The sequence below is a fragment of the Buttiauxella sp. AC142 genome, assembly GCF_979253435.1.
Map to the genome: position 1 here is coordinate 3,230,006 of NZ_CEEDCH010000001.1, position 23,808 is coordinate 3,253,813.

20 protein-coding genes and 6 tRNA genes are annotated in these 23,808 nt (G+C 49.7%); 14 read left to right on the forward strand and 12 right to left on the reverse strand.

From position 1 onward, the window contains the following. Nucleotides 1-21: 21 nt before the first annotated feature. The gene (alaC, locus tag AC0IWZ_RS15080) at nt 22-1,260 is read right to left on the reverse strand and encodes an alanine transaminase (protein WP_034497414.1); all 1,239 of its coding nucleotides are present in this window, start codon (nt 1,258-1,260) and stop codon (nt 22-24) included. Nucleotides 1,261-1,502: 242 nt separating this feature from the next. Here alaC and AC0IWZ_RS15085 point away from each other — a divergent pair, with 242 nt between their 5' ends. The 3 genes from AC0IWZ_RS15085 to AC0IWZ_RS15095 all read left to right on the forward strand — a co-directional run bounded on the left by AC0IWZ_RS15085 (nt 1,503) and on the right by AC0IWZ_RS15095 (nt 5,291). Next, nucleotides 1,503-2,744, forward strand: coding sequence for a DUF1479 domain-containing protein (locus tag AC0IWZ_RS15085; protein ID WP_471678993.1), 1,242 nt, complete (start codon nt 1,503-1,505; stop codon nt 2,742-2,744). A gap of 109 nt (nt 2,745-2,853) precedes the next feature. Next, nucleotides 2,854-4,563: a sensor histidine kinase gene (locus AC0IWZ_RS15090; protein ID WP_156104895.1), complete on the forward strand. Its 1,710-nt coding sequence runs from the start codon at nt 2,854-2,856 to the stop codon at nt 4,561-4,563. Then, nucleotides 4,560-5,291, forward strand: a complete 732-nt coding sequence (locus AC0IWZ_RS15095) for a LytR/AlgR family response regulator transcription factor (protein WP_034497421.1) — start codon at nt 4,560-4,562, stop codon at nt 5,289-5,291. The genes AC0IWZ_RS15090 and AC0IWZ_RS15095 overlap by 4 nt, the downstream gene beginning before the upstream one ends. A gap of 30 nt (nt 5,292-5,321) precedes the next feature. Here AC0IWZ_RS15095 and glk read toward each other — a convergent pair whose 3' ends face one another. Then, on the reverse strand, nt 5,322-6,287 hold the full coding sequence (glk, locus tag AC0IWZ_RS15100; protein WP_034497424.1) for a glucokinase: 966 nt from the start codon (nt 6,285-6,287) through the stop codon (nt 5,322-5,324). 224 nt (nt 6,288-6,511) lie between these two features. Here glk and AC0IWZ_RS15105 point away from each other — a divergent pair, with 224 nt between their 5' ends. Beyond that, complete coding sequence (locus AC0IWZ_RS15105; RefSeq protein WP_034497426.1) at nt 6,512-7,747, forward strand: ion channel protein; 1,236 nt, start codon at nt 6,512-6,514, stop codon at nt 7,745-7,747. Between the two features lie 104 nt (nt 7,748-7,851). Here the strand turns inward: AC0IWZ_RS15105 and AC0IWZ_RS15110 are convergent, their stop codons facing one another. Further along, nucleotides 7,852-9,504: an alpha-keto acid decarboxylase family protein gene (locus AC0IWZ_RS15110; RefSeq protein WP_034497429.1), complete on the reverse strand. Its 1,653-nt coding sequence runs from the start codon at nt 9,502-9,504 to the stop codon at nt 7,852-7,854. A 182-nt stretch (nt 9,505-9,686) separates the two neighbouring features. On the opposite strand from AC0IWZ_RS15110, the gene mgrA reads away from it, so the two are divergent. Further along, entirely contained in the window at nt 9,687-10,676 is a 990-nt protein-coding gene (gene mgrA, locus AC0IWZ_RS15115; protein WP_471678992.1) for an L-glyceraldehyde 3-phosphate reductase, read from the forward strand. Between the two features lie 152 nt (nt 10,677-10,828). Continuing rightward, on the forward strand, nt 10,829-11,179 hold the full coding sequence (locus AC0IWZ_RS15120; RefSeq protein ID WP_034497435.1) for a DUF2502 domain-containing protein: 351 nt from the start codon (nt 10,829-10,831) through the stop codon (nt 11,177-11,179). 52 nt (nt 11,180-11,231) lie between these two features. On the opposite strand, the gene AC0IWZ_RS15125 is transcribed toward AC0IWZ_RS15120, so the two are convergent. After that, nucleotides 11,232-12,470 carry an Nramp family divalent metal transporter gene (locus tag AC0IWZ_RS15125; RefSeq protein WP_034497437.1) on the reverse strand — a complete coding sequence of 413 codons (1,239 nt, stop codon included), beginning with the start codon at nt 12,468-12,470 and terminating at the stop codon, nt 11,232-11,234. After that, on the reverse strand, nt 12,470-12,553 hold the full coding sequence (locus AC0IWZ_RS15130) for a hypothetical protein (protein WP_425591309.1): 84 nt from the start codon (nt 12,551-12,553) through the stop codon (nt 12,470-12,472). Before AC0IWZ_RS15130 ends, AC0IWZ_RS15125 begins: the two co-directional genes overlap by 1 nt. 281 nt (nt 12,554-12,834) lie before the next feature. Between AC0IWZ_RS15130 and AC0IWZ_RS15135 the strand changes: the two genes are divergently transcribed. Continuing rightward, a complete protein-coding gene (locus AC0IWZ_RS15135) occupies nt 12,835-14,022 on the forward strand; it encodes a NupC/NupG family nucleoside CNT transporter (protein WP_034497440.1) in 1,188 nt (395 codons plus the stop codon). A 40-nt stretch (nt 14,023-14,062) separates the two neighbouring features. Here the strand turns inward: AC0IWZ_RS15135 and AC0IWZ_RS15140 are convergent, their stop codons facing one another. The 4 genes from AC0IWZ_RS15140 to AC0IWZ_RS15155 all read right to left on the reverse strand — a co-directional run bounded on the left by AC0IWZ_RS15140 (nt 14,063) and on the right by AC0IWZ_RS15155 (nt 18,420). After that, entirely contained in the window at nt 14,063-15,700 is a 1,638-nt protein-coding gene (locus AC0IWZ_RS15140; protein WP_034497442.1) for a diguanylate cyclase, read from the reverse strand. Between the two features lie 41 nt (nt 15,701-15,741). After that, nucleotides 15,742-17,934: an EAL domain-containing protein gene (locus AC0IWZ_RS15145; protein WP_034497444.1), complete on the reverse strand. Its 2,193-nt coding sequence runs from the start codon at nt 17,932-17,934 to the stop codon at nt 15,742-15,744. A gap of 288 nt (nt 17,935-18,222) precedes the next feature. Further along, nucleotides 18,223-18,298 (reverse strand) — tRNA-Ala (locus tag AC0IWZ_RS15150). A 46-nt stretch (nt 18,299-18,344) separates the two neighbouring features. After that, nucleotides 18,345-18,420: transfer RNA gene (locus AC0IWZ_RS15155), tRNA-Ala, on the reverse strand. 221 nt (nt 18,421-18,641) lie between these two features. Between AC0IWZ_RS15155 and AC0IWZ_RS15160 the strand changes: the two genes are divergently transcribed. Beyond that, on the forward strand, nt 18,642-18,995 hold the full coding sequence (locus tag AC0IWZ_RS15160; RefSeq protein WP_034497446.1) for a YfeC-like transcriptional regulator: 354 nt from the start codon (nt 18,642-18,644) through the stop codon (nt 18,993-18,995). A gap of 43 nt (nt 18,996-19,038) precedes the next feature. Here AC0IWZ_RS15160 and gltX read toward each other — a convergent pair whose 3' ends face one another. Next, the gene (gene gltX / locus AC0IWZ_RS15165) at nt 19,039-20,454 is read right to left on the reverse strand and encodes a glutamate--tRNA ligase (protein WP_410373448.1); all 1,416 of its coding nucleotides are present in this window, start codon (nt 20,452-20,454) and stop codon (nt 19,039-19,041) included. A gap of 260 nt (nt 20,455-20,714) precedes the next feature. Here gltX and AC0IWZ_RS15170 point away from each other — a divergent pair. From AC0IWZ_RS15170 to AC0IWZ_RS15190, 5 genes are all read left to right on the forward strand, one after another. Beyond that, nucleotides 20,715-20,790 (forward strand) — tRNA-Val (locus tag AC0IWZ_RS15170). 61 nt (nt 20,791-20,851) lie between these two features. Continuing rightward, nucleotides 20,852-20,927, forward strand: a tRNA-Val gene (locus AC0IWZ_RS15175). Between the two features lie 33 nt (nt 20,928-20,960). Further along, a tRNA-Val gene (locus AC0IWZ_RS15180) sits at nt 20,961-21,036 on the forward strand. A gap of 3 nt (nt 21,037-21,039) precedes the next feature. Beyond that, nucleotides 21,040-21,115 (forward strand) — tRNA-Lys (locus AC0IWZ_RS15185). A gap of 118 nt (nt 21,116-21,233) precedes the next feature. Beyond that, on the forward strand, nt 21,234-21,578 hold the full coding sequence (locus tag AC0IWZ_RS15190; protein ID WP_034497467.1) for a FlxA-like family protein: 345 nt from the start codon (nt 21,234-21,236) through the stop codon (nt 21,576-21,578). Here the strand turns inward: AC0IWZ_RS15190 and AC0IWZ_RS15195 are convergent. Further along, nucleotides 21,575-22,504: a LysR family transcriptional regulator gene (locus AC0IWZ_RS15195; protein ID WP_034497470.1), complete on the reverse strand. Its 930-nt coding sequence runs from the start codon at nt 22,502-22,504 to the stop codon at nt 21,575-21,577. The genes AC0IWZ_RS15190 and AC0IWZ_RS15195 overlap by 4 nt on opposite strands. Before the next feature lie 90 nt (nt 22,505-22,594). Between AC0IWZ_RS15195 and AC0IWZ_RS15200 the strand changes: the two genes are divergently transcribed. Then, a complete protein-coding gene (locus AC0IWZ_RS15200) occupies nt 22,595-23,584 on the forward strand; it encodes a bile acid:sodium symporter family protein (protein ID WP_471678991.1) in 990 nt (329 codons plus the stop codon). Between the two features lie 10 nt (nt 23,585-23,594). On the opposite strand, the gene AC0IWZ_RS15205 is transcribed toward AC0IWZ_RS15200, so the two are convergent. Continuing rightward, the gene (locus AC0IWZ_RS15205) at nt 23,595-23,807 is read right to left on the reverse strand and encodes a DUF3820 family protein (RefSeq protein ID WP_034497476.1); all 213 of its coding nucleotides are present in this window, start codon (nt 23,805-23,807) and stop codon (nt 23,595-23,597) included. Nucleotide 23,808: the final 1 nt, after the last annotated feature.

A 23,808-nucleotide genomic window follows, 5' to 3' on the forward strand; every position in this document is an offset into this window, starting at 1 on the left:
AATTGGCTCCTGTTTTCGTTTTTATTCAGCAATATTTGACGGCGATTTCTGCGTGATGGGCAATAAACCGTCAGCGCGGAACATCGCTTTAATCCCCCGCACGGCCTGGCGAATGCGATCGCGGTTTTCAATTAATGCAAAACGCACATGCGTATCACCGTAATCGCCAAAACCGACACCCGGTGAAACGCAGACTTTCGCGTCCTGAAGCAGTTTTTTAGCAAACTCCAGCGAACCCATTGCCGCGTATTGTTCCGGAATTTTCGCCCACACATACATCGACGCTTTCGGGCATTCCACCATCCAGCCCGCTTCGTGCAAGCCTTTCACCAACACATCACGTCGGCGTTTATACTGCTCGGCGATATCGCGCACACATTGCTGGTCACCTTCCAGGGCAGCAATAGCAGCGACTTGCAGCGGCGTAAAAGTGCCGTAGTCGTGGTAACTTTTGATACGCGCCAGCGCGTTCACCAGCTCTTTGTTACCCACCATGAAACCAATACGCCAGCCCGCCATGTTGTAACTTTTCGACAGCGTAAAGAATTCAACGGCTACATCACGTGCGCCCGGGACTTCCATAATGGATGGGGCTTTCCAGCCGTCGTACACGATATCGGCGTAAGCCAAATCGTGTACCACTAGCACATCGTAGCGTTTTGCCAGCGCGACGACTTTTTCAAAAAACTCCAGCTCCACGCATTGCGCGGTAGGGTTTGATGGGAAGCCGAGGATCATCATTTTCGGTTTTGGGTAACTTTCGCGAATGGCACGCTCTAATTCGGCGAAGAAGTCCACACCTTCCACCAGCGGCACCGAGCGCACCTGCGCCCCGGCGATAACCGCCCCGTAAATATGAATCGGATAACTTGGGTTTGGCACCAGCACCGTGTCGCCGTGATCCAGCGTTGCCAGCATCAAGTGCGCCAGTCCTTCTTTAGATCCAATCGTGACAATCGCTTCGCTTTCCGGGTCGATTTCCACGTCGTAGCGATCTTTGTACCAGCGAGAAATCGCCCGACGTAAACGCGGAATGCCGCGCGATGTGGAGTAACCGTGCGTATCTTCACGCTGCGCTACGGTACAGAGTTTTTCCACGATATGCGGCGGTGTTGGGCCATCCGGATTACCCATACTGAAATCGATAATGTCTTCGCCACGGCGGCGAGCGGCCATTTTCAGTTCAGCGGTGATGTTGAACACATACGGAGGGAGACGATCGATACGCGAAAAACGACGTTTTGGACTGGAGTCAGCCATAAATTCCTCTGATTACGTTAGCGCCCGGACCGTCCGAGCGACGCTGCCACATGATGTGGCCTGCTTAGAAAATAGCCTGAATAAAAATCATCTGTCGAGAGGGAAAGCGAAATATTTTTCATCCGAGATAAAAGAGGATGCTTCATTTGAAGCTAATCCCTATTTTATTTGATGATCATGGATTACATTAACCATGTCGCAACATTAATTTAACCTTCTTTTAAGAGACGTGGAGCTTCGCTATGACCCTACACATTGATGACTTACCGCGTGCAATCCGTGAGATAAAACAAAAGCTTCGCCACGACTTGCCGGACTACAAAGCTGCTTTTGAACAACTTGAAGGCGATATGAAGCGCCAGATTGAGGCTATTCGTGCCGAGATGGAGCGGGGAGAAAACCCGGTGCCGCAAATTAACGCCGAAGATATCGTCAATAATCGTGTGAGCGAGCAGCAAAAAGCCCTGATTCGCCAGCGCGGTTGCTGCACAGTAAAAGGCGTTTTTCCGCAGGCTCAGGCACAGGCATGGAATGAAGAAGTCGGCAATTATCTGGAGCGGAATAACTTTGTCGAGAAGCTGAAGAATGCCGCAGAAGATAACTATTTCGGCACACTTGCAGAAAGTAAGCCGCAAATTTACGGTATCTACTGGTCTAAACCGCAGGTCGAAGCGCGCCAGCACGCCCGCATGAAAGCGGTGCAGGTGTTCTTGAATAATTTATGGGAAACCGAAAGCAACGGTAAACAGCATTTCGACCCGGATCGCGTGGTGAGTTATGCCGACCGCACCCGTCGCCGCCCTCCTCGCTCCAACTCTTTGGGCCTGTCGCCACATGTTGATGGCGGTTCCGTTGAGCGCTGGCTGGATGAGAATTTCCGCCATGTTTATCGCCACGTGTTTTCCGGCGAATGGCAGAAATACAATCCGTTCGCTGCTGAAGGCCGCACTGAAGTTCGTGAATTCCCGTCTCCGGCTGTGTGTTCGATGTTCCGTACTTTCCAGGGCTGGACTGCACTTAGCCCGCAACGCAAGCACGGCGGCACGCTGACTTTGCTGCCGGTGGCAAACGCGATGGCGTATATCCTGCTGCGTGCATTACAAGACGATGTGCCGGAGGAATCACTGTGTGAAGCGAAACCTGGACGCGCACTTTCTATTAACGAACAATGGCATCCCCTTTTATTAACTGGGATATCCTCAATTCCCAATATGGAAGCGGGCGACACGGTATTCTGGCACTGCGATGTGATTCACGCGGTGGAAAATGAACACCTTGGAGAGTTCGATAGCAATGTGATGTATATCGCTGCGGCTCCGTGGTGTGAGAAGAACGCCGCATATCTTGAACGCCAGTGGCCTGCTTTTGTAGAAGGCAAATCACCGCCCGATTTCGCGGCCGATGATTTTGAGGTCGATTTTGATGGGCGTGCGACTCCTGCTGATTTGAGTTCCGCCGGGCGCGAGCAGTTAGGCGGGAAGTAACCCCTCACCCTAACCCTCTCCCCAGGGAGAGGGAATTAATCCCCTTTCTGGTAACCACCCAGTAATTTCCTTATCATTACCCTTCCATTCTTAGTCACGCGAGTTACCGGTGCACGAAACCTTTGACATGCTGCTGGCGGTATTTGACCGTGCGGCGCTGATGCTTATTTGCCTGTTCTTTTTGATTCGCATCCGCCTGTTCCGCGAGTTGCTGCATAAAAACGCTCACACCCCCAAAGAGTTATTGGCGGTCACGGCTATTTTCTCGATGTTTGCTCTATTCAGTACCTGGTCTGGCGTTCACGTCGAAGGGTCGCTGGTGAATGTGCGCATTATTGCCGTGATGGCAGGCGGGATTTTATTTGGCCCGTGGGTAGGGATCATCACCGGGATTATTGCCGGGCTGCATCGTTACCTGATTGATGTTGATGGCATTACTGCCGTCCCCTGTCTGATTACCAGTATCGTCGCCGGTATTATCTCAGGTTTAATCAACCGCAAAGTCCCGAAAGAACAGCACTGGCGAGTCGGTATTTTCGGCGCCATGTTGTGTGAAACCATGACCATGATTCTGGTGGTGCTGTGGGCGCCATCCATTGAATTAGGGATAGATATTGTCTCGAAAATCGGGATTCCGATGATCCTCGGCACGGTGTCAATCGGCCTGATTGTGGTGCTGGTGCAAAGTGTTGAGGGTGAAAAAGAGGCCAGTGCGGCACGCCAGGCCAAACTCGCGCTGGATATTGCCAACAAAACGCTGCCGCTATTTCGTAACGTTAACAGTGAGTCTTTGCGTCAGGTTTGCAATATTATCCGCGACGATATTAATGCCGATGCGGTAGCCATAACCGATGTCGATAAAGTTCTGGCTTACGTCGGGTTTGGCGAAGACAACTATAAGCAAAACGACGACGGCATTAGCCCAAGAACACAGCTGGCTCTTCGTGAAGGGAAAATCATTATTCGTAATGATGATGAAGCGTATCGTACCCCGGAAATTCACTCGCTGATTATTATTCCTTTATGGGAAAAAGGTGTGGTGACGGGCACGCTGAAAATCTATTACCGTCACGCGCATCAGATTACATCGACCTTACAAGAAATGGCGGTGGGGCTTTCGCAGATTATATCCACCCAACTGGAGGTTTCCCGGGCCGAGCAATTGCGTGAAATGGCCAATAAAGCGGAACTGCGGGCGCTACAAAGCAAAATTAACCCGCATTTCTTGTTTAATGCGTTAAATGCTATTTCATCGTCTATTCGCATGAATCCCGATACCGCCCGTCAGTTGATTTATAATTTGTCGCGTTATCTGCGCTATAACATTGAATTAAAAGACGATGAGCAGATCGACATTAAAAAAGAGCTGTATCAAATTAAAGATTACATCGCTATTGAGCAGGCGCGTTTTGGCGACAAGCTGACGGTGATTTATAACATTGATGAAGAAGTGAATTGCCTGATCCCAAGCCTGCTGATTCAGCCGCTGGTCGAGAACGCGATTGTTCATGGTGTTCAGCAATGTAAAGGCAAAGGTGTGGTGACGATTAGCGTTGAAGAGAGCGGTAATCGCGTGCGCATTGCGGTGCGCGACACTGGGCATGGTATCGACCCGCAAGTGATTGAACGGGTTGAAGCTAACGAAATGCCAGGCAATAAAATCGGCCTGTTAAATGTGCATCACAGGGTAAAATTACTTTATGGCGAAGGTTTGCATATTCGCCGCCTTGAGCCGGGTACGGAGATTGCGTTTTACGTGCCTCACGCTGCTGCTACCGCCGTTCCACCGTTATTGTCGCAACAAGGAGGAAACGCATGAAAGTTCTCATCGTCGAAGATGAAGTGCTGGCGCAGCAGGAACTAAACTGGCTGATTAAAGAACACAGCCAAATGGAAGTTGTTGGCACCTTTGATGACGGTATGGATGTGTTGAAATACCTCCAACATCATGAAGTTGACGCTATTTTTCTCGACATCAACATTCCTTCTTTAGACGGTGTTTTGCTGGCGCAGAACATCAGCAAGTTTGCCCATAAGCCCTTTATCGTGTTTATCACCGCCTGGAAAGAACACGCGGTGGAAGCGTTTGAGCTGGAAGCATTCGACTACATTCTGAAGCCGTATCAGGAGTCGCGCATTATTGGCATGCTGCAAAAGCTGGAGGCGGCATATCTACAACAGAATGCGCCGACCTCAGGAAGCAGTTCTAACCGTGAAGCGCTGACGATTAATCTGGTGAAGGACGAGCGGATTATCGTTACCGATATTAACGATATTTATTACGCTGAAGCGCACGAAAAAATGACCTTTGTGTATACGCGCCGCGAAGCCTATGTGATGCCAATGAATATCACCGAGTTTTGCCACCGTCTGCCGGAAAGCCATTTCTTCCGCTGCCATCGCTCGTATTGCGTGAACCTGAGTAAAATTCGCGAGATAGAGCCGTGGTTTAACAATACCTATATTTTACGCCTGCGGGATTTGGATTTTCAGGTGCCGGTGAGTCGCAGCAAGGTGAAAGAGTTTCGGGCGTTGATGCGCTTGTAAAATGGGCGCAAGAATTTGCGCCCGACGAGATTACAGAACCTGACCCAGCGTTTGACGCAAATGCGCACCAGCGCCGAGCAGCCCCGGTTGATCGTGAACAATCAGGTACACCGGGATGCTTTGCACATATTCTTTAAAACGCCCTTTATCCTCAAAACCGCCACGGAAACCGGAAGCCTTAAAGAACTCAAGGAAACGTGGCACGATGCCGCCCGCGATATATACGCCGCCGAAGGTTCCCAACGTCAGAGCAAGGTTGCCGCCAAAGCGACCCATGATCACGCAGAACAGCGACAGCGCACGGCGACAATCGGTGCAGCTATCTTCGAGCGCTTTTTCAGTGATGTCTTTCGGCTTGTAATTTTCCGGCTGACGGCCATCTGATTTAACAATGGCACGATACAGATTCACCAGCCCCGGCCCTGAAAGCACACGCTCCGCAGAAACATGGCCGATTTCAGTGCGCAACTCTTCGAGGATGATCCCCTCTTCTTCGCTGTTTGGCGCAAAATCGACGTGACCGCCTTCGCCCGGCAGACTCACCCAACGTTTATCGACGTGAACCAGATGTGCGACGCCCAACCCAGTGCCCGCGCCATAAACCGCTACAGGTTTACCTTCAACCGGCTCGCCGCCGCCAAACTTAATTAAATGTTCATTTTTGATCATTGGAATCGCCATGGAAACGGCAGTAAAGTCGTTGATGATTTCCAGATGTTCAAAGCCGAGATTCTTTTTCATCTCAGCGGTAGAGAATGCCCAGGTATGGTTGGTCATCGCCACCCAGTCGCCGGTAATCGGGCAAGCAATTGCGATACAACCATCGGTTACACTGACATTGTGCTCTTTGAGATAATGCACCACGACCGCTTCAAGGCTTGGGAAATCGAGGCCCGAATAGGTTTTTGCCTGGGTGATGTCACCATTTTCAACGTTGCACAGTGCCAGACGCGCATTGGTGCCGCCTACATCTCCCACCAAAGCATATTTTGTCATTCTTCCACTGCTCCGCTAAAGTCAAAATAAGTCCTGGCATCACTGTAAAATTAGCTAGCCTAAACAACAACGACCAGATGATAAGTGCCTTGGGATTATAGATCTTCGTCACAGATTAGATTGAGCGTTTCAGCCCTTATTGCATAGCGGTCGAAATGTCCGGTCTGGCAGACTGTTTGCCGCGACGATTTTGCGCAAAGTTTATTTTAGTTAAGGAATAAAACATGCTCCATCCGCGAGCCAGAACGATGTTGGTTCTCTCTCTCCCTGCATTAGTGATTGGGATCTTTTCCAGCCTGGTATTAATCGTAGTGATGAAAGTTGCCGCTGTTTTACAGCGTTATCTTTGGGTATCACTGCCCGCCAGATTTGATCTCGATATGAACTCCCCGATGTGGATTTTGTTGATGCTGACGTTAACGGGGATTGCCGTGGGGCTAGTGATTCGCTATATGCCGGGGCATGCGGGGCCCGATCCGGCAACCGAACCTTTGATTGGCGCACCGGTGTCTGTCATGGCGCTGCCGGGGCTGATTATTGCTCTGGTGCTGGGGCTTGCAGGCGGCGTGAGTCTGGGGCCAGAACACCCGATTATGGCGGTGAATATTGCGCTGGCGGTAGCGATTGGGGCGCGTTTGCTGCCAAGAGTTGGCGCGCTGGACTGGACGATTCTTGCCGCCGCAGGCACCATCGGCGCACTATTTGGCACACCGGTTGCCGCAGCACTGGTGTTTTCCCAGACGCTCAATGGCAGCAATGATGTGCCATTGTGGGACCGTTTGTTTGCCCCGCTGATGGCGGCGGCGGCGGGAGCGTTGACCACCGACCTGTTCTTCCATCCTGATTTCTCTTTGCCCGCTTTGCAATATCCAGAAATGCGCCTGGTTGATATCTTCAGCGGTGCGGTAGTCGCGGCAATCGCCATTGCACTGGGAATGATTGCAGTGTGGTGCTTGCCACGTGCGCACCGTCTCATTCATCAGCTTAAACACCCGGTGTTAATTCTGGGCGTCGGCGGTTTTCTGCTAGGCGTGTTGGGGTTGGTTGGCGGCGAAGTCACGCTGTTTAAAGGCCTGGATGAAATGCGCCAGCTATCCACCGTGCAGCATTATTCTGTCGCGACGTTGCTGATGTTTGCGGTAGTAAAACTGGCGGCGCTAGTGATTGCCTCAGCCTGCGGTTTCCGTGGGGGGCGTATTTTCCCGGTGGTTTTTGTCGGAGTGGCGTTAGGCATGATGCTTCACCAGCATGTTGAAGCGGTTCCGGCCGCCATTACGCTATCCTGTGCCATCCTTGGCCTGGTATTGGTAGTGACTCGCGATGGTTGGCTCAGCCTGTTTATGGCAATGGCGGTGGTGCCGGATATCAAATTGCTGCCATTGCTGTGTATCGTGATGCTACCCGCATGGCTGCTGCTGGCGGGCAAACCGGTCATGATGGCGGATAAACCCAAAGTTTAATTTTACATTGCCAGTTTTGCCGGATGACGCTGCGCTTATCCGACCTACGGAATGGGTGTTGTAGGGGGGATAAGCGCAGCGTCATCCACCATTAATTCGACCGACTAACCGGCATTGCGTTTCGCAAGCGATGCTGTGATCGCCTGCAAAAGCTCAGGAATATCCTGCTTCGGCAGAACGACTTCTACCAGCGACAGTCGTTCTGCTTTTGCCACTTTCTGCATCACCTCATCGAGCTGCACCGGCTCCGTCACTCGCCAGCATTGCGCCTGATTATCAACATTCAATGCCTGCGGAATTTGCGTCCAGTTCCACGGTGCAATGTCGTTGTAACGCTGTTCGGCACCATGAATAGCCCGTTCAACTGTGTAACCCTCATTGTTGAGCAAGAAAATCACCGGGCGCTGCCCGTCGCGCATCATCGAGCCAATTTCCTGGATGGTGAGTTGCGCCGAACCATCGCCTACCAGCAATATCACGCGGCGATTTGGGCAGGCGGTTTGCGCCCCAAATGCGGCAGGAAGGGTAAAACCTATCGACCCCCAAAGCGGCTGAGCGATAAACGTGACACCTGCGGGAAGCGTGAGTGTCGCAGCACCAAAAGCTGCGGTTCCCTGGTCGGCAAGAACGATATCCCCCGCTTGCAGGAAGCCTTGCAAGGATTGCCAGAAAGCGTGCTGATCCAGTTTCCCGGATGTCGCCGCCGGTAACGCGGGCGGTTTTTGTTGCGGCGAAGACCAGCCTGAAACCTGGTGTTTGCAGAGCTGATGCAGAGTTTCAATGGCTTGCGCCATCGCTATCCCACTAAACCAGCGCTCGCCAATTCGGGCGGCATTCGGCTGGATGTCGATAGTCTGCTGGAGAGAAAAATGTTGGGTGAATCCGGCTGTTAGCGTGTCGGTAAATTTCACGCCCGCACAAATAACCAGTTCAGCCTGTTCAATCGCCTGAATTACCGTGGGCGAACTGGCCGAGGCGCTATAAGTCCCGACAAACCCTTGCTGGCCTTCATCGAATAATCCTTTGCCCATTAGCAATGTGGCGTGTGGCATAGGCGTGTCGTCCATCCATTGCTGCAAGGCTTTTTGTTGCCCAAATCGCAGCGCCAGGAAATCAGCCAGTAACGCCACGCTGCGGCTTTCTGCCAGGCGCGCTTGTGCGCAGACGCGGAATTGGGCGAGTAATGCCGGGTCGGTGGACGGTTGTTGCGGCAATAAGGGTTTGGTCGGGCGCGTCGCAGGTGTCTGAGAAACATCGCTTGGGAGCAGTAAATAACCCGGACGGCGCTGCAATAAAGCCTGCTGCAAAACCCGGTCGATCTCGTAACAGGCATTTTCTGCGGTGAGCGAGGCTTGTGCCACCGTCACTTCCTGCGCCATGCGTGAGAAATGGCCGAAATCCCCATCACCCAAAGTGTGATGCATCAATTCACCCCGCCGCTGCGCACCGAGACACGGTGCGCCGACCACATGTATGACCGGTAAATATTCGGCATAGCTTCCGGCGATACCATTAATGGCACTTAATTCGCCGACACCAAACGTCGTCAGCACAGCCGCCGCACCGTTACAGCGTGCGTAGCCATCAGCGGCATAGGCTGCATTAAGTTCGTTGGCGCACCCCACCCATGCAAGGGTTGGGTTGTTAATGACGTTATCCAGAAACTGTAAGTTGTAGTCACCGGGGACACCAAAAAGATGGTTAATTCCAGCCTCGGTGAACCGGTCCAGCAGATAGTCCGCGACAGTGTAATTCATGACTCATTCCTTCTCTGAGGGCTTACAGTGAGTATTGGACATCTGTGATCGCTGTCGAGGAACAAGGAGAATAAGGCCGTGGAAAGAGGGATTTACACTTAATCGGGGTGTAGTCTGATGGCCTTCAATGTTGTGAAAACGTATACACTAAGTTGGCATTATTCACTCACCAAGGATTTCACATGGTCTATCAGGCAAATTCTGCGCGTTATGAATCAATGGAATATCGTCGTTGTGGGCGCAGCGGTTTAAAACTCCCCGCTATTTCGCTGGGTTTGTGGCATAACTTTGGTGATAGCACGCTGCTGGAAAACAGCCGACAGCTGTTACACCGCGCGTTTGACTCAGGGATTACCCATCTTGACCTGGCGAATAACTACGGGCCACCGCCAGGTTCTGCCGAAGAAAACTTTGGTCGTATCCTGCGTGAAGATTTCCTTCCATATCGTGATGAGCTGATTATTTCGTCCAAAGCTGGCTATACCATGTGGGATGGCCCTTATGGTGATTGGGGTTCACGTAAATATCTGATTTCAAGCCTGGATCAAAGCCTGAAACGCATGGGTCTTGAATATGTCGATATTTTTTACCATCACCGTCCGGACCCGGAAACCCCGCTTGAAGAAACAATGCGCGCTCTTGACTCCGTCGTGCGCCAGGGCAAAGCCCTGTATGTCGGCATTTCAAATTACCCGGCTGAACTTGCGGCTCAAGCCATTGATATTTTGAACTCTCTTGGCACGCCATGCCTTATCCACCAGCCGCGTTATTCGATGTTTGAGCGTTGGGTTGAAGGCGGTTTGCTGAATGTTCTGCAAGAAAAAGGTGTCGGCAGCATTGCGTTTTCACCATTGGCGGGTGGGCAGCTTACGGATCGTTATCTTGATGGTATTCCTGCTGATTCACGAGCGGCGAGCGGCAGCAAGTTCCTGAACGCGGAGCAACTGACCGAAGATAAGCTGAAGAAAGTCCGAAAACTCAACGCCATTGCACAACGACGTGGGCAGAAGCTTTCGCAAATGGCGCTGGCTTGGGTGCTACGTGGTGATAAAGTCACTTCGGTGTTGATTGGTGCCAGTAAAATCAGCCAGATAGACGATGCGGTAGGCATGTTGGATAACCGTCATTTTACCGCTGCTGAGCTGGCAGAAATCGAAGAAATATTAGTGTAACCGTTAACACGTACTGATTTAATTTTCAGCTAAATTAGCAAAAAGTGCTCTCCCCTGCGAATTAGGAGTTGTGGCGATGAAACACTTAGTTACCACAACTTACTATACCGTTAACAAGCCGCTGTGGCGGTTATCGTATGTAGGGAGAGAGTATGTTCAGGTCACTAATTCTTGCGATTGCATTACTGGCATCAGCTCCAATGATGGCCAATGCGGGCGAAATCACCCTGCTGCCGTCAATTAAGCTGCAAATAGGCGATCAAGATTATCGCGGTAATTACTGGGATGGCGGTGGCTGGCGCGACCGTGATTACTGGCGTCGAAATTACGAGTGGCGCGATAATCGCTGGCACCGCCATGACAATGGCTATCACCGTGGCTGGTACAAAGACCGTGGTCGTAGCAGCTTTGAGAAAGGTTACCGCGCAGGCTGGAACGATCGTGACGATCATCGCGGACGAGGCGGGCGTGGACATGGTCACGGCGGTGGTCATCGCCATTAAGATTTTACAACGGGAGCTTCGGCTCCCGTTTTTTATTGCATCTTTTTAAGGGCTACAGGCCTAACACCGTGCCAATCAGCAGCCACAAATTCAACGCGACGACGATGGCGACAATCACCCATCCGGTGATTCTCACGATCCGGGTATTAACTAAATCGCCCATCAATTTTTCATTGCTGGTGAAGATAAGCAGCGGAACCAGTGCCAGGGCAATACCGAAGCTGAGTAATACCTGGCTCATGACCAGAATTCTGGTCGGATCCAGCCCCATCAAAATAACAATGAACGAAGGTGCCATGGTGACGGCGCGACGCACCCACAGCGGAATATAGAAGCGCACAAAGCCTTGCATCACCACCTGCCCCGCCAGTGTTCCCACCACGGTTGATGACAATCCCGCGGCAACCAGACTTAAACCAAAAATCGTGGCGGCAGAGTGGCTAAGTAAAGGTTCAAGCGTGAGGTACGCTTCGTCCAGGTCAGCAACCCCGGTGTGGCCCGAGAAGTGAAATGCGGCTGCCGCAGTAGCCATCATAGCCAGGTTGACGAACCCGGCAATGGTCATCGCGATGGCGACATCCCATTTAGTTGCTGAATACCTTTCGGCTCGATTACCACCGTGCAGGTGTTGGGTTAGCGAAGAATGTAAATAAATGACGTGCGGCATAATGGTTGCGCCGAGCACGCCTGCGGCAAGAAATACCGCTTCACTGGTCGGCAAACTTGGAATCAACATTCCTTTCCCGAGTTCTACCAGTTTCGGCTGGGAGAAAATCAGCTCCACAATGTAAGCCGCCGCCACGAACAGCAGTAATCCGCCAATCACTTTTTCCAGCGGTTTCTGGCCGCGCCGTTGCAGCATCAGTATCAGGAAAGTCGCGATTCCCGTTAGCACCGCACCTTGTAGTAAAGAGACGCCGAGAATCAGTTTGAAACCTATCGCGGCACCGATGAATTCAGCAAGGTCAGTCGCCATGGCGATAATTTCAGCCTGTATCCAGTAAAGCCACACCACCGGACGCGGATAATGGTCGCGAATCTGCTCAGCGAGATTTTTACCAGTCGCAATCCCCAGTTTTGCCGAGAGGATTTGGATAAGCATCGCCATGAAGTTGGCCCACACCACCACCCACAGCAATTTATAACCAAAGCTGGCACCGGCCTGGATGTTGGTCGCAAAGTTACCGGGATCGATATAACCGATGGCAGCAATAAAAGCCGGCCCCATCAACGCCAGGCGTAATCTGCGCGCTGTGCGAGTACCACTATTTTCAACGCGACTGTTTGTCATCATCTGCCTCTGGAGATATAGCCTTTGCTATGTTTCAAGCTATCAAAAGTGAGAATGATTATCAAATTCATTTGAGAAGCCATAGTCGATTACTTTGATAGACAGAAACAATAGTGAGGGATTAGCAGTGGCGAATTTCGATCGCCTGTTAAAGAAGCCTGATTGCAGCAAGCACTATGTTAAAGATATGTGCGTTGACGCAACTTTTATGTTCTTTACTTAACATAGCAGAAATGTATGGTTGATCACTAATTTTGAGTTTGGTCACACGACATCATTATAGTGTGCGATTAGTCTCGTTTTCTTATTGCTTGTTTCATAGAATGTGCAACGAAATTAAACCTGCCTCATATTTGGAGCAAATATGTCCCGCGTTCTTCATTTTGTCTTAGCGCTTGCCGTGGTTGCGCTACTTGCTTTATTGCTGAGTAGCAACCGTAAGCAGATCCGCATTCGCTTTATCGTTCAACTGTTGGTGATTGAACTTATCCTGGCCTGGTTCTTCCTGAACTCAGAAATTGGCCTAGGCTTTGTGAGAGGTTTCTCAGAGATGTTTGAGAAACTGCTGTCATTTGCCAACGAAGGGACAAACTTTGTATTCGGTAAGATGAATGACGAAGGACTCGCCTTCTTCTTCCTGAAAGTGCTTTGCCCAATCGTCTTTATCTCCGCACTGATCGGGATATTGCAGCACATCCGTGTTCTGCCGATTGTTATCCGCTTTATCGGTACCGTTCTGTCTAAAGTGAATGGTATGGGTAAACTGGAATCCTTTAACGCCGTAAGCTCGCTGATTCTGGGACAATCAGAAAACTTTATCGCTTATAAGGATATTCTCGGCAAGATGTCTCGCAACCGCATGTACACCATGTCCGCTACGGCCATGTCTACCGTGTCCATGTCGATTGTCGGTGCTTACATGACGATGCTCGAGCCAAAATATGTGGTCGCAGCGCTGGTGTTGAACATGTTCAGTACCTTTATCGTACTGTCGCTGATCAACCCCTACCGCGTTGATGAGAGCGAAGAAAATATCCAGATGTCTAACCTGCACGAAGGCCAAAGCTTCTTCGAAATGCTCGGTGAATACATTCTGGCAGGTTTTAAAGTTGCGATTATCGTTGCAGCGATGCTGATTGGCTTCATTGCTTTGATTGCTGCGCTGAACGCCCTGTTTGCTGCCGTCTTCGGCATCTCCTTCCAGGGCATTCTGGGCTACATCTTCTACCCGGTCGCCTGGGTTATGGGTGTTCCTTCCCACGAAGCGTTGCAGGTGGGTAGCATCATGGCCACCAAACTGGTTTCCAACGAATTCGTTGCGATGCTGGATCTGCAAAAACTAGCCGGAACGCTTTCCCCACGTGCGGAAGGTATCCTGTCTGTGTTCCTGGTTTCGTTTGCCAACTTCTCTTCTATCGGGATCATCGCGGGTGCGATTAAAGGCCTGAACGAAGAGCAAGGTAACGTGGTTTCTCGCTTTGGCCTGAAGCTGGTTTACGGCGCAACTCTGGTGAGTATTCTGTCAGCGTCTATCGCTGGTCTGTTCTTGTAATTCTCACAATAAAAAGCCGGGGCAATTTGCCCCGGCTTTTTTATGCCTGAATGTCTTCATCCTGCCAGCATACCTGATTTCTCCCACGCTCTTTCGCCCGGTACATTCGCATATCAGCCCGCGCCTGTATTTGGTCTAACGTGTATTCTGGAAACTCACTATGTGACGCCACGCCCAGCGATGCCGTAACAGGCAAGGATGAACCGTCCTCAAGAATCATTTCAGAAGACTCAAGCTCCCACTTAATTCGTGTTGCGACCATAATCCCGGCCTTGAGATCGGAATTCGGTAAGTAAATACAGAACTCTTCCCCGCCTATACGCCCCAAAATGTCCTGGTTACGGATAGCACGCTGAATACGTTGAGTGGCATGCACCAGTACATTGTCACCGACCAAATGCCCGTAGACATCATTCACATTCTTGAAGTGGTCGAGGTCCAGTTGTACCAGCGTGTAATCCACATTGTCCGACATGATTTGCGAGGTTTTATCGAAGAATCCACGCCGGTTAAGCGCCCCGGTTAAATCATCATGTAGGGCATGATGCTGCATTTCACGTTGCAAATTGCCCATATTCCGCACCAGACGGCAAATAATGCGGTAGGCACCCAACAGGGAAAGCGAGAAAATCAAAAACATCGTGACGAGAAGTAAACTGAATCGCCCAAAATCCTCATGCAGCCCCTGACTCACGGTCTGGGTGCTCACCAGCACCGAGTGAGTCCCTCTCAGCTGGCCAAACGTGATATAGACCAATCCGGAACGGAAGCTACCACGGGGATTATCCGCCAACATTCGGAGAATGGTTTCTTTCTGCTTCACGCTTAACTGAACGTTATTTTCCGCGCCCACAGATTTCGTCAGAGGTTTTAACTGTGCATCATACAGTCGGTAGGCACTTTGGGTGTCTTCCGGTAACGAAGATAAGAGGAATTTCTGAACTGACTGGCTATCAAATGCAATGCCCAGCAAGCCAATCCATTCCCCCCCAAAATCGACAGGGATAGAGGCGTTGATCAGCGTCTCATCGCTGTTAGCAATATTTTGTCGCGTCCAGAAAGCCGTTCGTTTGGGATTTAATAGCGGGGATGCCAGCACAAAACTGCCCAGCTTTTCGTGTGGGTTATAGCTATTGATCAGCAGCGAGTTCACCTCTTTCGACAAAGAGGCGATAAATTCGCCTTCGCGCGAGATGTAATACAAATCGGCAAACAGTTCATGGGATCCGGTTGCCAGGGGGAAAAGCCCCTGGATTTTACGCAACCCGTTGAGTTGTTGGCGCACCTCCAGTGACTCCTGATCCGGTAATTCATCATCCTCAGTGACACTATCAGGCAAGGGCAACTCGCCTATCCACAGCGGCCTTTGAATCGAATTTTCATTCACTTCCCATGGCGTCACTGGGCTGCCGGGGAAGATCGGATCATCCATGGCTTCAATAAATATTCTTTTTAAATAGCGAAGGTTATCAATCTTGTACTGCGCCCGGCTTTCTATGCGCGCAATCACACTTTCCAGATGACTTAGCTGGCTGGAGCGATAACCCTGACTAAACAGCTGCCCTTGCTGCCAGAACAGGATTGCGGTCAGGGCAAAAACAAAAATGAAGCACAGGTGAATAACACGTAGCGTGTTGCTCAACGGCAAACGAAATCGACTCGCTCTTGAAGTACTCACAATACAGTCCTGTGATCATATGCTCGCAACATACTGCTACCTTAAAAAGTATGGACTGTATTTAGAGGCTCGGGTTTGCCAATCAGATAACCTTGCAGGAACTGAACGCCCAGTTCATGAAGAAGTCTCCGCTGCTCTTCCGTTTCGACAAACTCAGCAACAACGCTCAATTGCTTCGTATGGGCCATATCACAAATAGATTTTACAATCAGAGGGTCAAGCGAGTCCGTGGTGATATCTTTGATGAAACAGCCATCAATCTTAATAATGTCCGCCTGCAGCCGTTTGAGCCTTTCGTAATTCGCATAGCCGGTGCCAAAATCATCAATCGCAATTTTAAAGCCATTTTCACGCAGTAACGTGATGTTCTGCATTGAGATTTCTGATTCTGAAAACGCCTGCTCTTCAGTAACTTCAATAATCACACTGCTGGTAGGCACCTGGAATTGAGTGAACAGTGAAACAATCTTTTGAGCGATATCCTTTTGCATCAGCGTCAATGGCATCAGGTTTACGGAAAAACGCGGGTACTCACTCTCATTTGGATGGAGATAGAGGAAATTAACCAGCTTCTTCATCACTAACATATCGAAGCGCGTGCTGAGGTTAAACTCGGCAATAACAGGAATAAACTTATCCGGGGTAATTAATTCATCGTTAAAAATGATGCGGCTGAGTATTTCCTGATAACCCTTTCCAGCTTGATTAACAATAGGCTGCGCATAAAGTACAACGGCTTCTTCTTCATCCAGCGCCCGTTTGATTTTTTGCAGCAACAAGACGCGCTCTGTCGTCTTGTCAGAAACATCTTCAACGCGTGTGTTCAGGCTAAGCACACACATTGATTCACTTGCCTGGTCTGCGAGATAACTTAATTGGCCTAATGTCCGGTGTAACTCATCAAGACTGTCGTCAATAACGCTATAAGAAGCGCCATACTCAATCTCAAGCATCGTGTTATGCCACTTTATTTTTTTGCTATTGAGTAACTCGACAATATGCTCAAGACGCGCATCGGTATGCTGACCACGAAGAAATATTAATAACTCACTGCCTGGCAATTGAAAGACTTGCTCACCTTGCTGCAAGAAAGGGGTTATCTGGCTGGTTACGATACGCTTACAATGAATGCGCATCATCATGCCGTAATGACGACTCAGAAACTCAAGATTAGACAAACGCAGGCAGCAAAGCGTCCCTTCCGGGTAGCTTTGCACATGATATTCCAGTGCGCGTAAATTAGGTAATTGCGTGAGTGGATCGGTTAAGGCTTGCGAGTGATAAATGCGTTTCATCCACTCATTTACCTTAAACATCATCGTCATGTATAACATGCAGACTGAGAAAGAGATAAAAACAGAAAGGATAAATGACAGGGCAAATTCAGTATTAACCCCGTAAAGAAAACCATCGTTATACGTCAGCAATAACCAGGCAGAAATCCCCCACAGCAGCCCCATAAGACGAGGGCCAAAATGACGAATCCCCAACGTAAACAGCACAAAAATCATAGGCACCAGATACCCTGAAACCTGCAATACACCCCATGAAGAACAAAGCACGACCATCAGGGTAAACAGGCACAGCATCCAGGTGAAAGAATATAAACGACGCGGCCCCACAAAATCTCGCATCACGCAACGACGCCAAAATGCACGAGCGTAGTGTGGGTTCAGGATCATTCTTAGTGGGTAATAAAACACGACGGTAAAGATAAGCGATGCCGCAACCAGATTTTGGAAATCCACCACCATAAATATGAGTGAGTTATGGCCAAAATAAGGGGCAAGTTTCACTGGGACAGAAACGTAATGCCCGGTCAGATACATCAGTAATTTAATGCTGAAGGGGGCGATAAAACCGAGCCAAAATATTCTAATCCCGACGCCTTTATCGGACAGAGCATGGCGCCAGCGCTTTCCCAGATAATAACGGGTCACGAGGCTACAAACGGCTATGGGAAATATTAAGCTGAAGGTAAAGGCGACTAACGCTGGAGTGGCTAAATCCAGGCTGTAAGTAAAGGTTACAATGGAGGCTATTATCAAAGGAATAATCGCCACTCGACCATAGAGAAACACCATGGCAATCATAAAACTTACAGGAAGATACGCTAAATAAGTGTGTTTACCATCAATAATGGTTGAAGGTGAAAGGTACCGAGAAAGAGGTAAAAGCAAAAGACATAAAACCAGTGCTGTGAGCGATTTTTTGATTATTAGAGGAAATGTCATAAGCCCTGGAGTGGATATTTTATCATTGCTAAAAGCATTATTCGGTGACAAAGAATACGTTTATTTATTAAACAAATCAAGTTGACGTATAATTATATCCCTTTCAATTCATTGCCTTTTAATACAACACAACAAAGCGAAATAGTTTGATATATTCACACTGCAAATAAATCACATTCAACTATTCATTTAGGCGTTGAATAAAACCCACTGCGACACAAAATAACAACAAAATATACGAACGTATAAAACAAAAAACCCCCGCCATCAGGCGAGGGTTTCGTATTTTGGTGGAGCTAAGCGGGATCGAACCGCTGACCTCTTGCATGCCATGCAAGCGCTCTCCCAGCTGAGCTATAGCCCCACGAATGGGTTCGGGTTAAACGGTACAAATCTTGCTGGTAAAGATTTGGTGGAGCTAAGCGGGATCGAACCGCTGACCTCTTGCATGCCATGCAAGCGCTCTCCCAGCTGAGCTATAGCCCCATACCGTAAACACCTTGTCGTGTCGACGGGCGGCATCATATGAAACCCGTTCAATAGTGTCAACGGCAAATTCTGCTTCTGCGACTAATCGCCGAAAAAGCAAACAATACGGGAAATCTCAATTGCTTCTCATCGTACGGTAGTTAATCCTGTCACAGTTTCCAGTAAAATGATCCCCTAAAATGAACCACTAATAACCCTTTTGAACTTAAGGAAAAACTGTGCTCAAGGAACGTATGACCCCGGAAGAGCTGGCGATGATTACTGGTTATAGTCGCCAAACAATCAACAAATGGGTAAGAAAAGAAAGCTGGTTAACGACTCAAAAACCCGGCGTTCAGGGTGGAAAGGCGCGCCTGATCCATGTGGATGAGCGTGTTCGCGAGTTTATAAATAGTGCTAAACGCATTTCAGAAAAACCAGGCAATTATCATGTTAATGATTCGTCGCTGGAAGGTTTGCTGTTGAATGCACTCAAGCAAATGTCGATAGCAGAGCAAGAAAAAATGTCAGCTTTGCTGCTGCGAGAAGGTATTGCAGGGGTTTTGAAACGTTTAGGTATTCGTGATGAGTAAGACGACGAGTATTAAAAAGCCGGCATAGCCGGCTTTATTCGCTTTACTGTTGTGCTTCGCGTGCAGCGATAAATTCCAGCGCCTGGTTGATACGGGCGATGGAACGCTGTTTGCCAATAGCATGAACTGTCACATCCAGGCCAGGTGACTGCCCTGCCCCAGTAACAGCCACACGCAGCGGCATACCAACTTTGCCCATCCCAACTTCCAGCTCATCAGCCGTTGCCTGAATCGCATTATGGACATTTTCGGCAGTCCAGTCGGTTAACGCAGCCAGTTTGTCACGCACCACTTCCAGCGGCTGACGAGCAACCGGACGCAGGTGCTTCTTCGCAGCGTCTGCATCAAATTCGCTAAAGTCTTCATAGAAATAACGGCACGTTTCCGCCATCTCTTTCAGAGTTTTGCAGCGATCGCCCAGCAGTTTCACCAGCTCAGCCAATTCCGGCCCATTGCGGGTATCAATATTTTGCTGCTCAATATGCCATTGCAGTTGGGTCGCAACATATTCAGGTGCAAGATGATTAATGTAGTGGTGGTTCAGCCACTGCAATTTCTCAGTGTTGAATGCGCTAGCAGATTTGCTGACGGAATCGAGCGTGAACAGCTTGATCATTTCTTCGCGAGTAAAGATCTCCTGATCGCCATGCGACCAGCCCAAACGCACTAGATAGTTCAGCAGGGCTTCTGGCAGATAACCCTCATCACGATACTGCATGACGCTAACCGCGCCGTGGCGTTTAGACAGTTTTTTACCGTCGTCACCGTTAATCATAGAAACGTGCGCGTAAACCGGAACCGGCGCATTCAACGCTTTCAGGATGTTAATCTGACGCGGAGTGTTGTTGATATGGTCTTCCCCACGCACCACGTGAGTTATTTGCATATCCCAATCATCCACTACAACACAGAAGTTGTAGGTCGGGGAACCATCGGTACGGCGAATAATCAGATCGTCGAGTTCCTGGTTGCTAAACTCGATTGGGCCACGAATCTGGTCGTCGAAAATAACAGAACCGTCTTGCGGGTTGGCAAAACGCACAACGCAAGGTTCGTCGGCTGCGTGATGTTCATGACCGTGACGGCAGCGGCCGTCATAGCGTGGCTTGTCGCCATTCGCCATTTGTTCTTCACGCAACGCTTCAAGGCGTTCTTTAGAGCAGTAGCATTTGTACGCTGTACCAGCTTCCAACATCTCGTCGATAACCGCGTTATAACGATCAAAACGTTTGGTCTGGTAGTACGGACCTTCATCCCACTCAAGACTCAACCAATTCATACCATCCATAATAGCTTCGATAGCTTCTGGGGTTGAACGCTCAAGGTCAGTGTCTTCTATACGCAGCACAAACTCGCCGCCGTGGTTACGAGCAAAAAGCCAGGAGTAAAGAGCAGTACGAGCACCGCCAACGTGCAAATAGCCTGTTGGGCTTGGCGCAAAACGAGTTTTGATTTTCATTGAACGGCCTTAATTACGCAAAAATGCCGGAAAACCGGCAAATGCCAGAAAATAAAGAGTGGGCAACATTCTACCACTGTGCGCTGATTCCTCAATGTCGATACCTTTATCTGTCAGCAATCCGCATATTCTGGTGACAAATCAATCACCCATGGATATTTATCGATCGCGTTGATTATTTTTACGACGAACGAACGAAATCTTTAGAAAAGGCGTTGACTCATTTTCAACTCTCCCTATAATGCGACTCCACACAGCGGGGGTGATTAGCTCAGTTGGTAGAGCACCTCCTTTACACGGAGGGGGTCGGCGGTTCGAGCCCGTCATCACCCACCATTCATTAGTGAGTGATACCGCAGTGTGTAGTCGTTAAGAAGTACAGTAAGAGATAAGATTTGGGTGATTAGCTCAGTTGGTAGAGCACCTCCTTTACACGGAGGGGGTCGGCGGTTCGAGCCCGTCATCACCCACCATTATCTACTCTTGCAATCGTAGTACCGAAGTTTGGGTGATTAGCTCAGTTGGTAGAGCACCTCCTTTACACGGAGGGGGTCGGCGGTTCGAGCCCGTCATCACCCACCATTCGGGGCGTTAGCTCAGTTGGTAGAGCAGTTGACTTTTAATCAATTGGTCGCAGGTTCGAATCCTGCACGCCCCACCAATGTAGAAAGGCGCCCTAAAGGCGCCTTTTTGCTATGCGCAATTTAACCACTCTTTCCACTCAAGATTTATCCACATCAAGCCGATAACTGCTCTAATCAATCCTTTAAGGAATTATTATGAGTAGCACAATCAACACATCAACACCTTCTCCACAAACAAGCAGCACAGCTTCCAAAAGCTCAGGCGGCAACGATTTGGCGTCGCAAATCACCCGCATCACGCAGCAAATCACCAAGCTGACACAACAAGCGAAAGATATTGCTAACGGCAGCGGGACAACCGAAGAAAAACAAAAGCAGCAAGAGTTAATTCAGGCGCAAATTAAAATGCTCCAGGCACAGCTTGCGCAGCTACAGCGCCAACAAGTAGAACAAGCTCAACAAAAGCAGGAACAGCAGCAGTCCAGAGTGGAAGGCGTGAATAAACCGTCTGAAGATCATCAGATTGATATCTATATCTAATCGTGGTTAAAAAGTGGGTCGCCTGACCGGGCCGCGGTTAACTGCTGCGCCTGTTGGCGAACCACCTGCCAGATGGCTTCCGCCGCTCGTGACAGGGAACGATTTTTACGTCGCACCAGCATTAACTGCCTGTCCACGACCGGAATAAGTGGCCTGACAACCAGCGGGCGCCCCTGCGGAAGAGGCAATGCCAGCGCGGGAAGTACGCTGATGCCAATTCCCGCTTCCACCATCGGGAAAAGCGTTGCTGGGTGGCCTATTTGTTGAACAATATTGGTCTCAATACCCTGACGTAACAGCGCATCATCAATCAGCGGACGGCTTCCCGACGCGTAATCCTGTAGTACCAGATTTGCACCTTGCAGCGCCTGCCAGGGAACCTGCTCCTGAGCTGCTAATGGATGGTCATTGCGGCACAGCAGTAAAAACGGCTCTGAAAGCACCGCCTCACAATCCAGATCGTTGGCCTGAATCGGGTCGATGACCATGCCAAAATCCACTTCCCCCTGATAAATGCTTTGCAACACCCATTGCTGAGGGCGATCGTGAAGCACAAATCGAATCGCGGGAAATTCCAGTGCCGCAGCGGCAATAGATTGCGGCATTAAATGAGCAGAAATCGTCTGGCTTGCAGCAACACGCACCGTTCCGCTTAACTGATGCCCTACACTGCGCGTATCCAGTAAGGTGCTGGTTAATTCTTCCAGGAGGCGTTCGAGACGTGCTGCCAGTTGCTGACCAGCTTGGGTCAACACCACTTCTCGCGTGGTGCGATCCAAAAGCTTCACGCCAATTTCGCTCTCAAGCTCTTTCACGCTGTGGCTAACTGCTGACTGGCTCAGGCCAATTTGCTCCCCTGCCCGGCTAAAACTTCCGGCATGAGCGACCGCGACAAAGACTTTTAACTGACGTAGTGAATAATTCATTTAATAAATTCATTAATGTATTCAATAAATCAATTTTATTTCTAAAAACAATAAAAGCACAATGCCTTATCAAAAGTTTGAGGAATGATGATGAAACTCTTTCGCGTACTCGATCCATTCACACTGACATTGATTGTCACTGTATTACTGGCGTCTTTCTTCCCTGCCCAAGGGAGTTATGTTGGTTTTTTTGAAGGACTGACGACGGCTGCCATCGCGTTACTGTTCTTTATGCACGGCGCAAAGCTTTCCCGTGAAGCGATAATTGCAGGCAGTAGCCACTGGCGTTTGCACCTGTGGGTGATGTGTAGCACGTTTGTGTTGTTCCCCGTCCTGGGCGTGTTGTTTGCGTGGTGGGCACCGGTTAATGTCAGCCCTGAAATTTATACCGGCTTTTTATATCTGTGTATTTTGCCCGCCACGGTGCAATCGGCCATCGCATTTACCTCCCTTGCCGGGGGCAACGTTGCGGCGGCAGTGTGTGCGGCTTCTGCGTCCAGCCTACTCGGTATTTTCCTGTCACCACTGTTGGTTGGCATGGTCATGCATGTTCATGGCGCGAGCGGCAGTTTGCAGCAAGTTGGCAGCATCATGTTGCAGTTACTGGTGCCATTCGTGGCGGGACATCTGTCACGTCCGTTGATTGGTGATTGGGTTGCGCGCCACAAAAAGTGGATTGGTAAAACCGATCAAACTTCAATACTGCTGGTGATCTACACGGCATTTAGCGAAGCCGTAAGACATGGGATCTGGCACAAAGTGGGTATTGGCTCGCTGCTGTTTATTGTGGTCGTGAGCCTGGTATTGCTGGCGATTATTATCAGCGTCAATATGTTTGTCGCCAGACGTCTGGGCTTTAGCAAAGCGGATGAGATTACGATTGTGTTCTGTGGCTCGAAAAAGAGCCTTGCGAATGGTATTCCAATGGCGAATATTCTATTCCCGGTTGCAAGCGTGGGAATGATGGTGCTGCCGCTAATGATCTTCCATCAGTTACAGTTAATGATATGTGCGGTGCTCGCTCGTCGTTATCTGCAAGAAACAAAAGTGGCAGCCAAAGCTGCCACTGAAAACGCATAGTAAATCGTAATTATCTTTTGAGGGGCTTCACCAGCCCCTCCAATCCTTCGGTCTTAATCAGCAATGTCAGCCGCATCAGCTCGCCCAGATGCCCCTGCGGAAACTCGTCTTTGCGAGCAAACCACAGTAAATACTCTTCTGGCACATCAATCAGCACGCGACCTTTATACTTGCCAAACGGCATGACGGTATTGGCAATCTCGATAAGCTGCTCTTTATCCATC

Excerpts from the sequence above, each read along its gene's own strand:
- alaC (WP_034497414.1), bottom strand. The coding sequence starts at position 1,260 with ATGGCTGACTCCAGTCCAAAACGTCGTTTTTCGCGTATCGATCGTCTC.
- AC0IWZ_RS15085 (WP_471678993.1), top strand. The coding sequence starts at position 1,503 with ATGACCCTACACATTGATGACTTACCGCGTGCAATCCGTGAGATAAAA.
- AC0IWZ_RS15095 (WP_034497421.1), top strand. The coding sequence starts at position 4,560 with ATGAAAGTTCTCATCGTCGAAGATGAAGTGCTGGCGCAGCAGGAACTA.
- glk (WP_034497424.1), bottom strand. The coding sequence starts at position 6,287 with ATGACAAAATATGCTTTGGTGGGAGATGTAGGCGGCACCAATGCGCGT.
- AC0IWZ_RS15105 (WP_034497426.1), top strand. The coding sequence starts at position 6,512 with ATGCTCCATCCGCGAGCCAGAACGATGTTGGTTCTCTCTCTCCCTGCA.
- AC0IWZ_RS15110 (WP_034497429.1), bottom strand. The coding sequence starts at position 9,504 with ATGAATTACACTGTCGCGGACTATCTGCTGGACCGGTTCACCGAGGCT.
- mgrA (WP_471678992.1), top strand. The coding sequence starts at position 9,687 with ATGGTCTATCAGGCAAATTCTGCGCGTTATGAATCAATGGAATATCGT.
- AC0IWZ_RS15120 (WP_034497435.1), top strand. The coding sequence starts at position 10,829 with ATGTTCAGGTCACTAATTCTTGCGATTGCATTACTGGCATCAGCTCCA.
- AC0IWZ_RS15125 (WP_034497437.1), bottom strand. The coding sequence starts at position 12,470 with ATGACAAACAGTCGCGTTGAAAATAGTGGTACTCGCACAGCGCGCAGA.
- AC0IWZ_RS15130 (WP_425591309.1), bottom strand. The coding sequence starts at position 12,553 with ATGGCTTCTCAAATGAATTTGATAATCATTCTCACTTTTGATAGCTTG.
- AC0IWZ_RS15135 (WP_034497440.1), top strand. The coding sequence starts at position 12,835 with ATGTCCCGCGTTCTTCATTTTGTCTTAGCGCTTGCCGTGGTTGCGCTA.
- AC0IWZ_RS15145 (WP_034497444.1), bottom strand. The coding sequence starts at position 17,934 with ATGACATTTCCTCTAATAATCAAAAAATCGCTCACAGCACTGGTTTTA.
- gltX (WP_410373448.1), bottom strand. The coding sequence starts at position 20,454 with ATGAAAATCAAAACTCGTTTTGCGCCAAGCCCAACAGGCTATTTGCAC.
- AC0IWZ_RS15190 (WP_034497467.1), top strand. The coding sequence starts at position 21,234 with ATGAGTAGCACAATCAACACATCAACACCTTCTCCACAAACAAGCAGC.
- AC0IWZ_RS15195 (WP_034497470.1), bottom strand. The coding sequence starts at position 22,504 with ATGAATTATTCACTACGTCAGTTAAAAGTCTTTGTCGCGGTCGCTCAT.
- AC0IWZ_RS15200 (WP_471678991.1), top strand. The coding sequence starts at position 22,595 with ATGAAACTCTTTCGCGTACTCGATCCATTCACACTGACATTGATTGTC.
- AC0IWZ_RS15205 (WP_034497476.1), bottom strand. The coding sequence starts at position 23,807 with ATGGATAAAGAGCAGCTTATCGAGATTGCCAATACCGTCATGCCGTTT.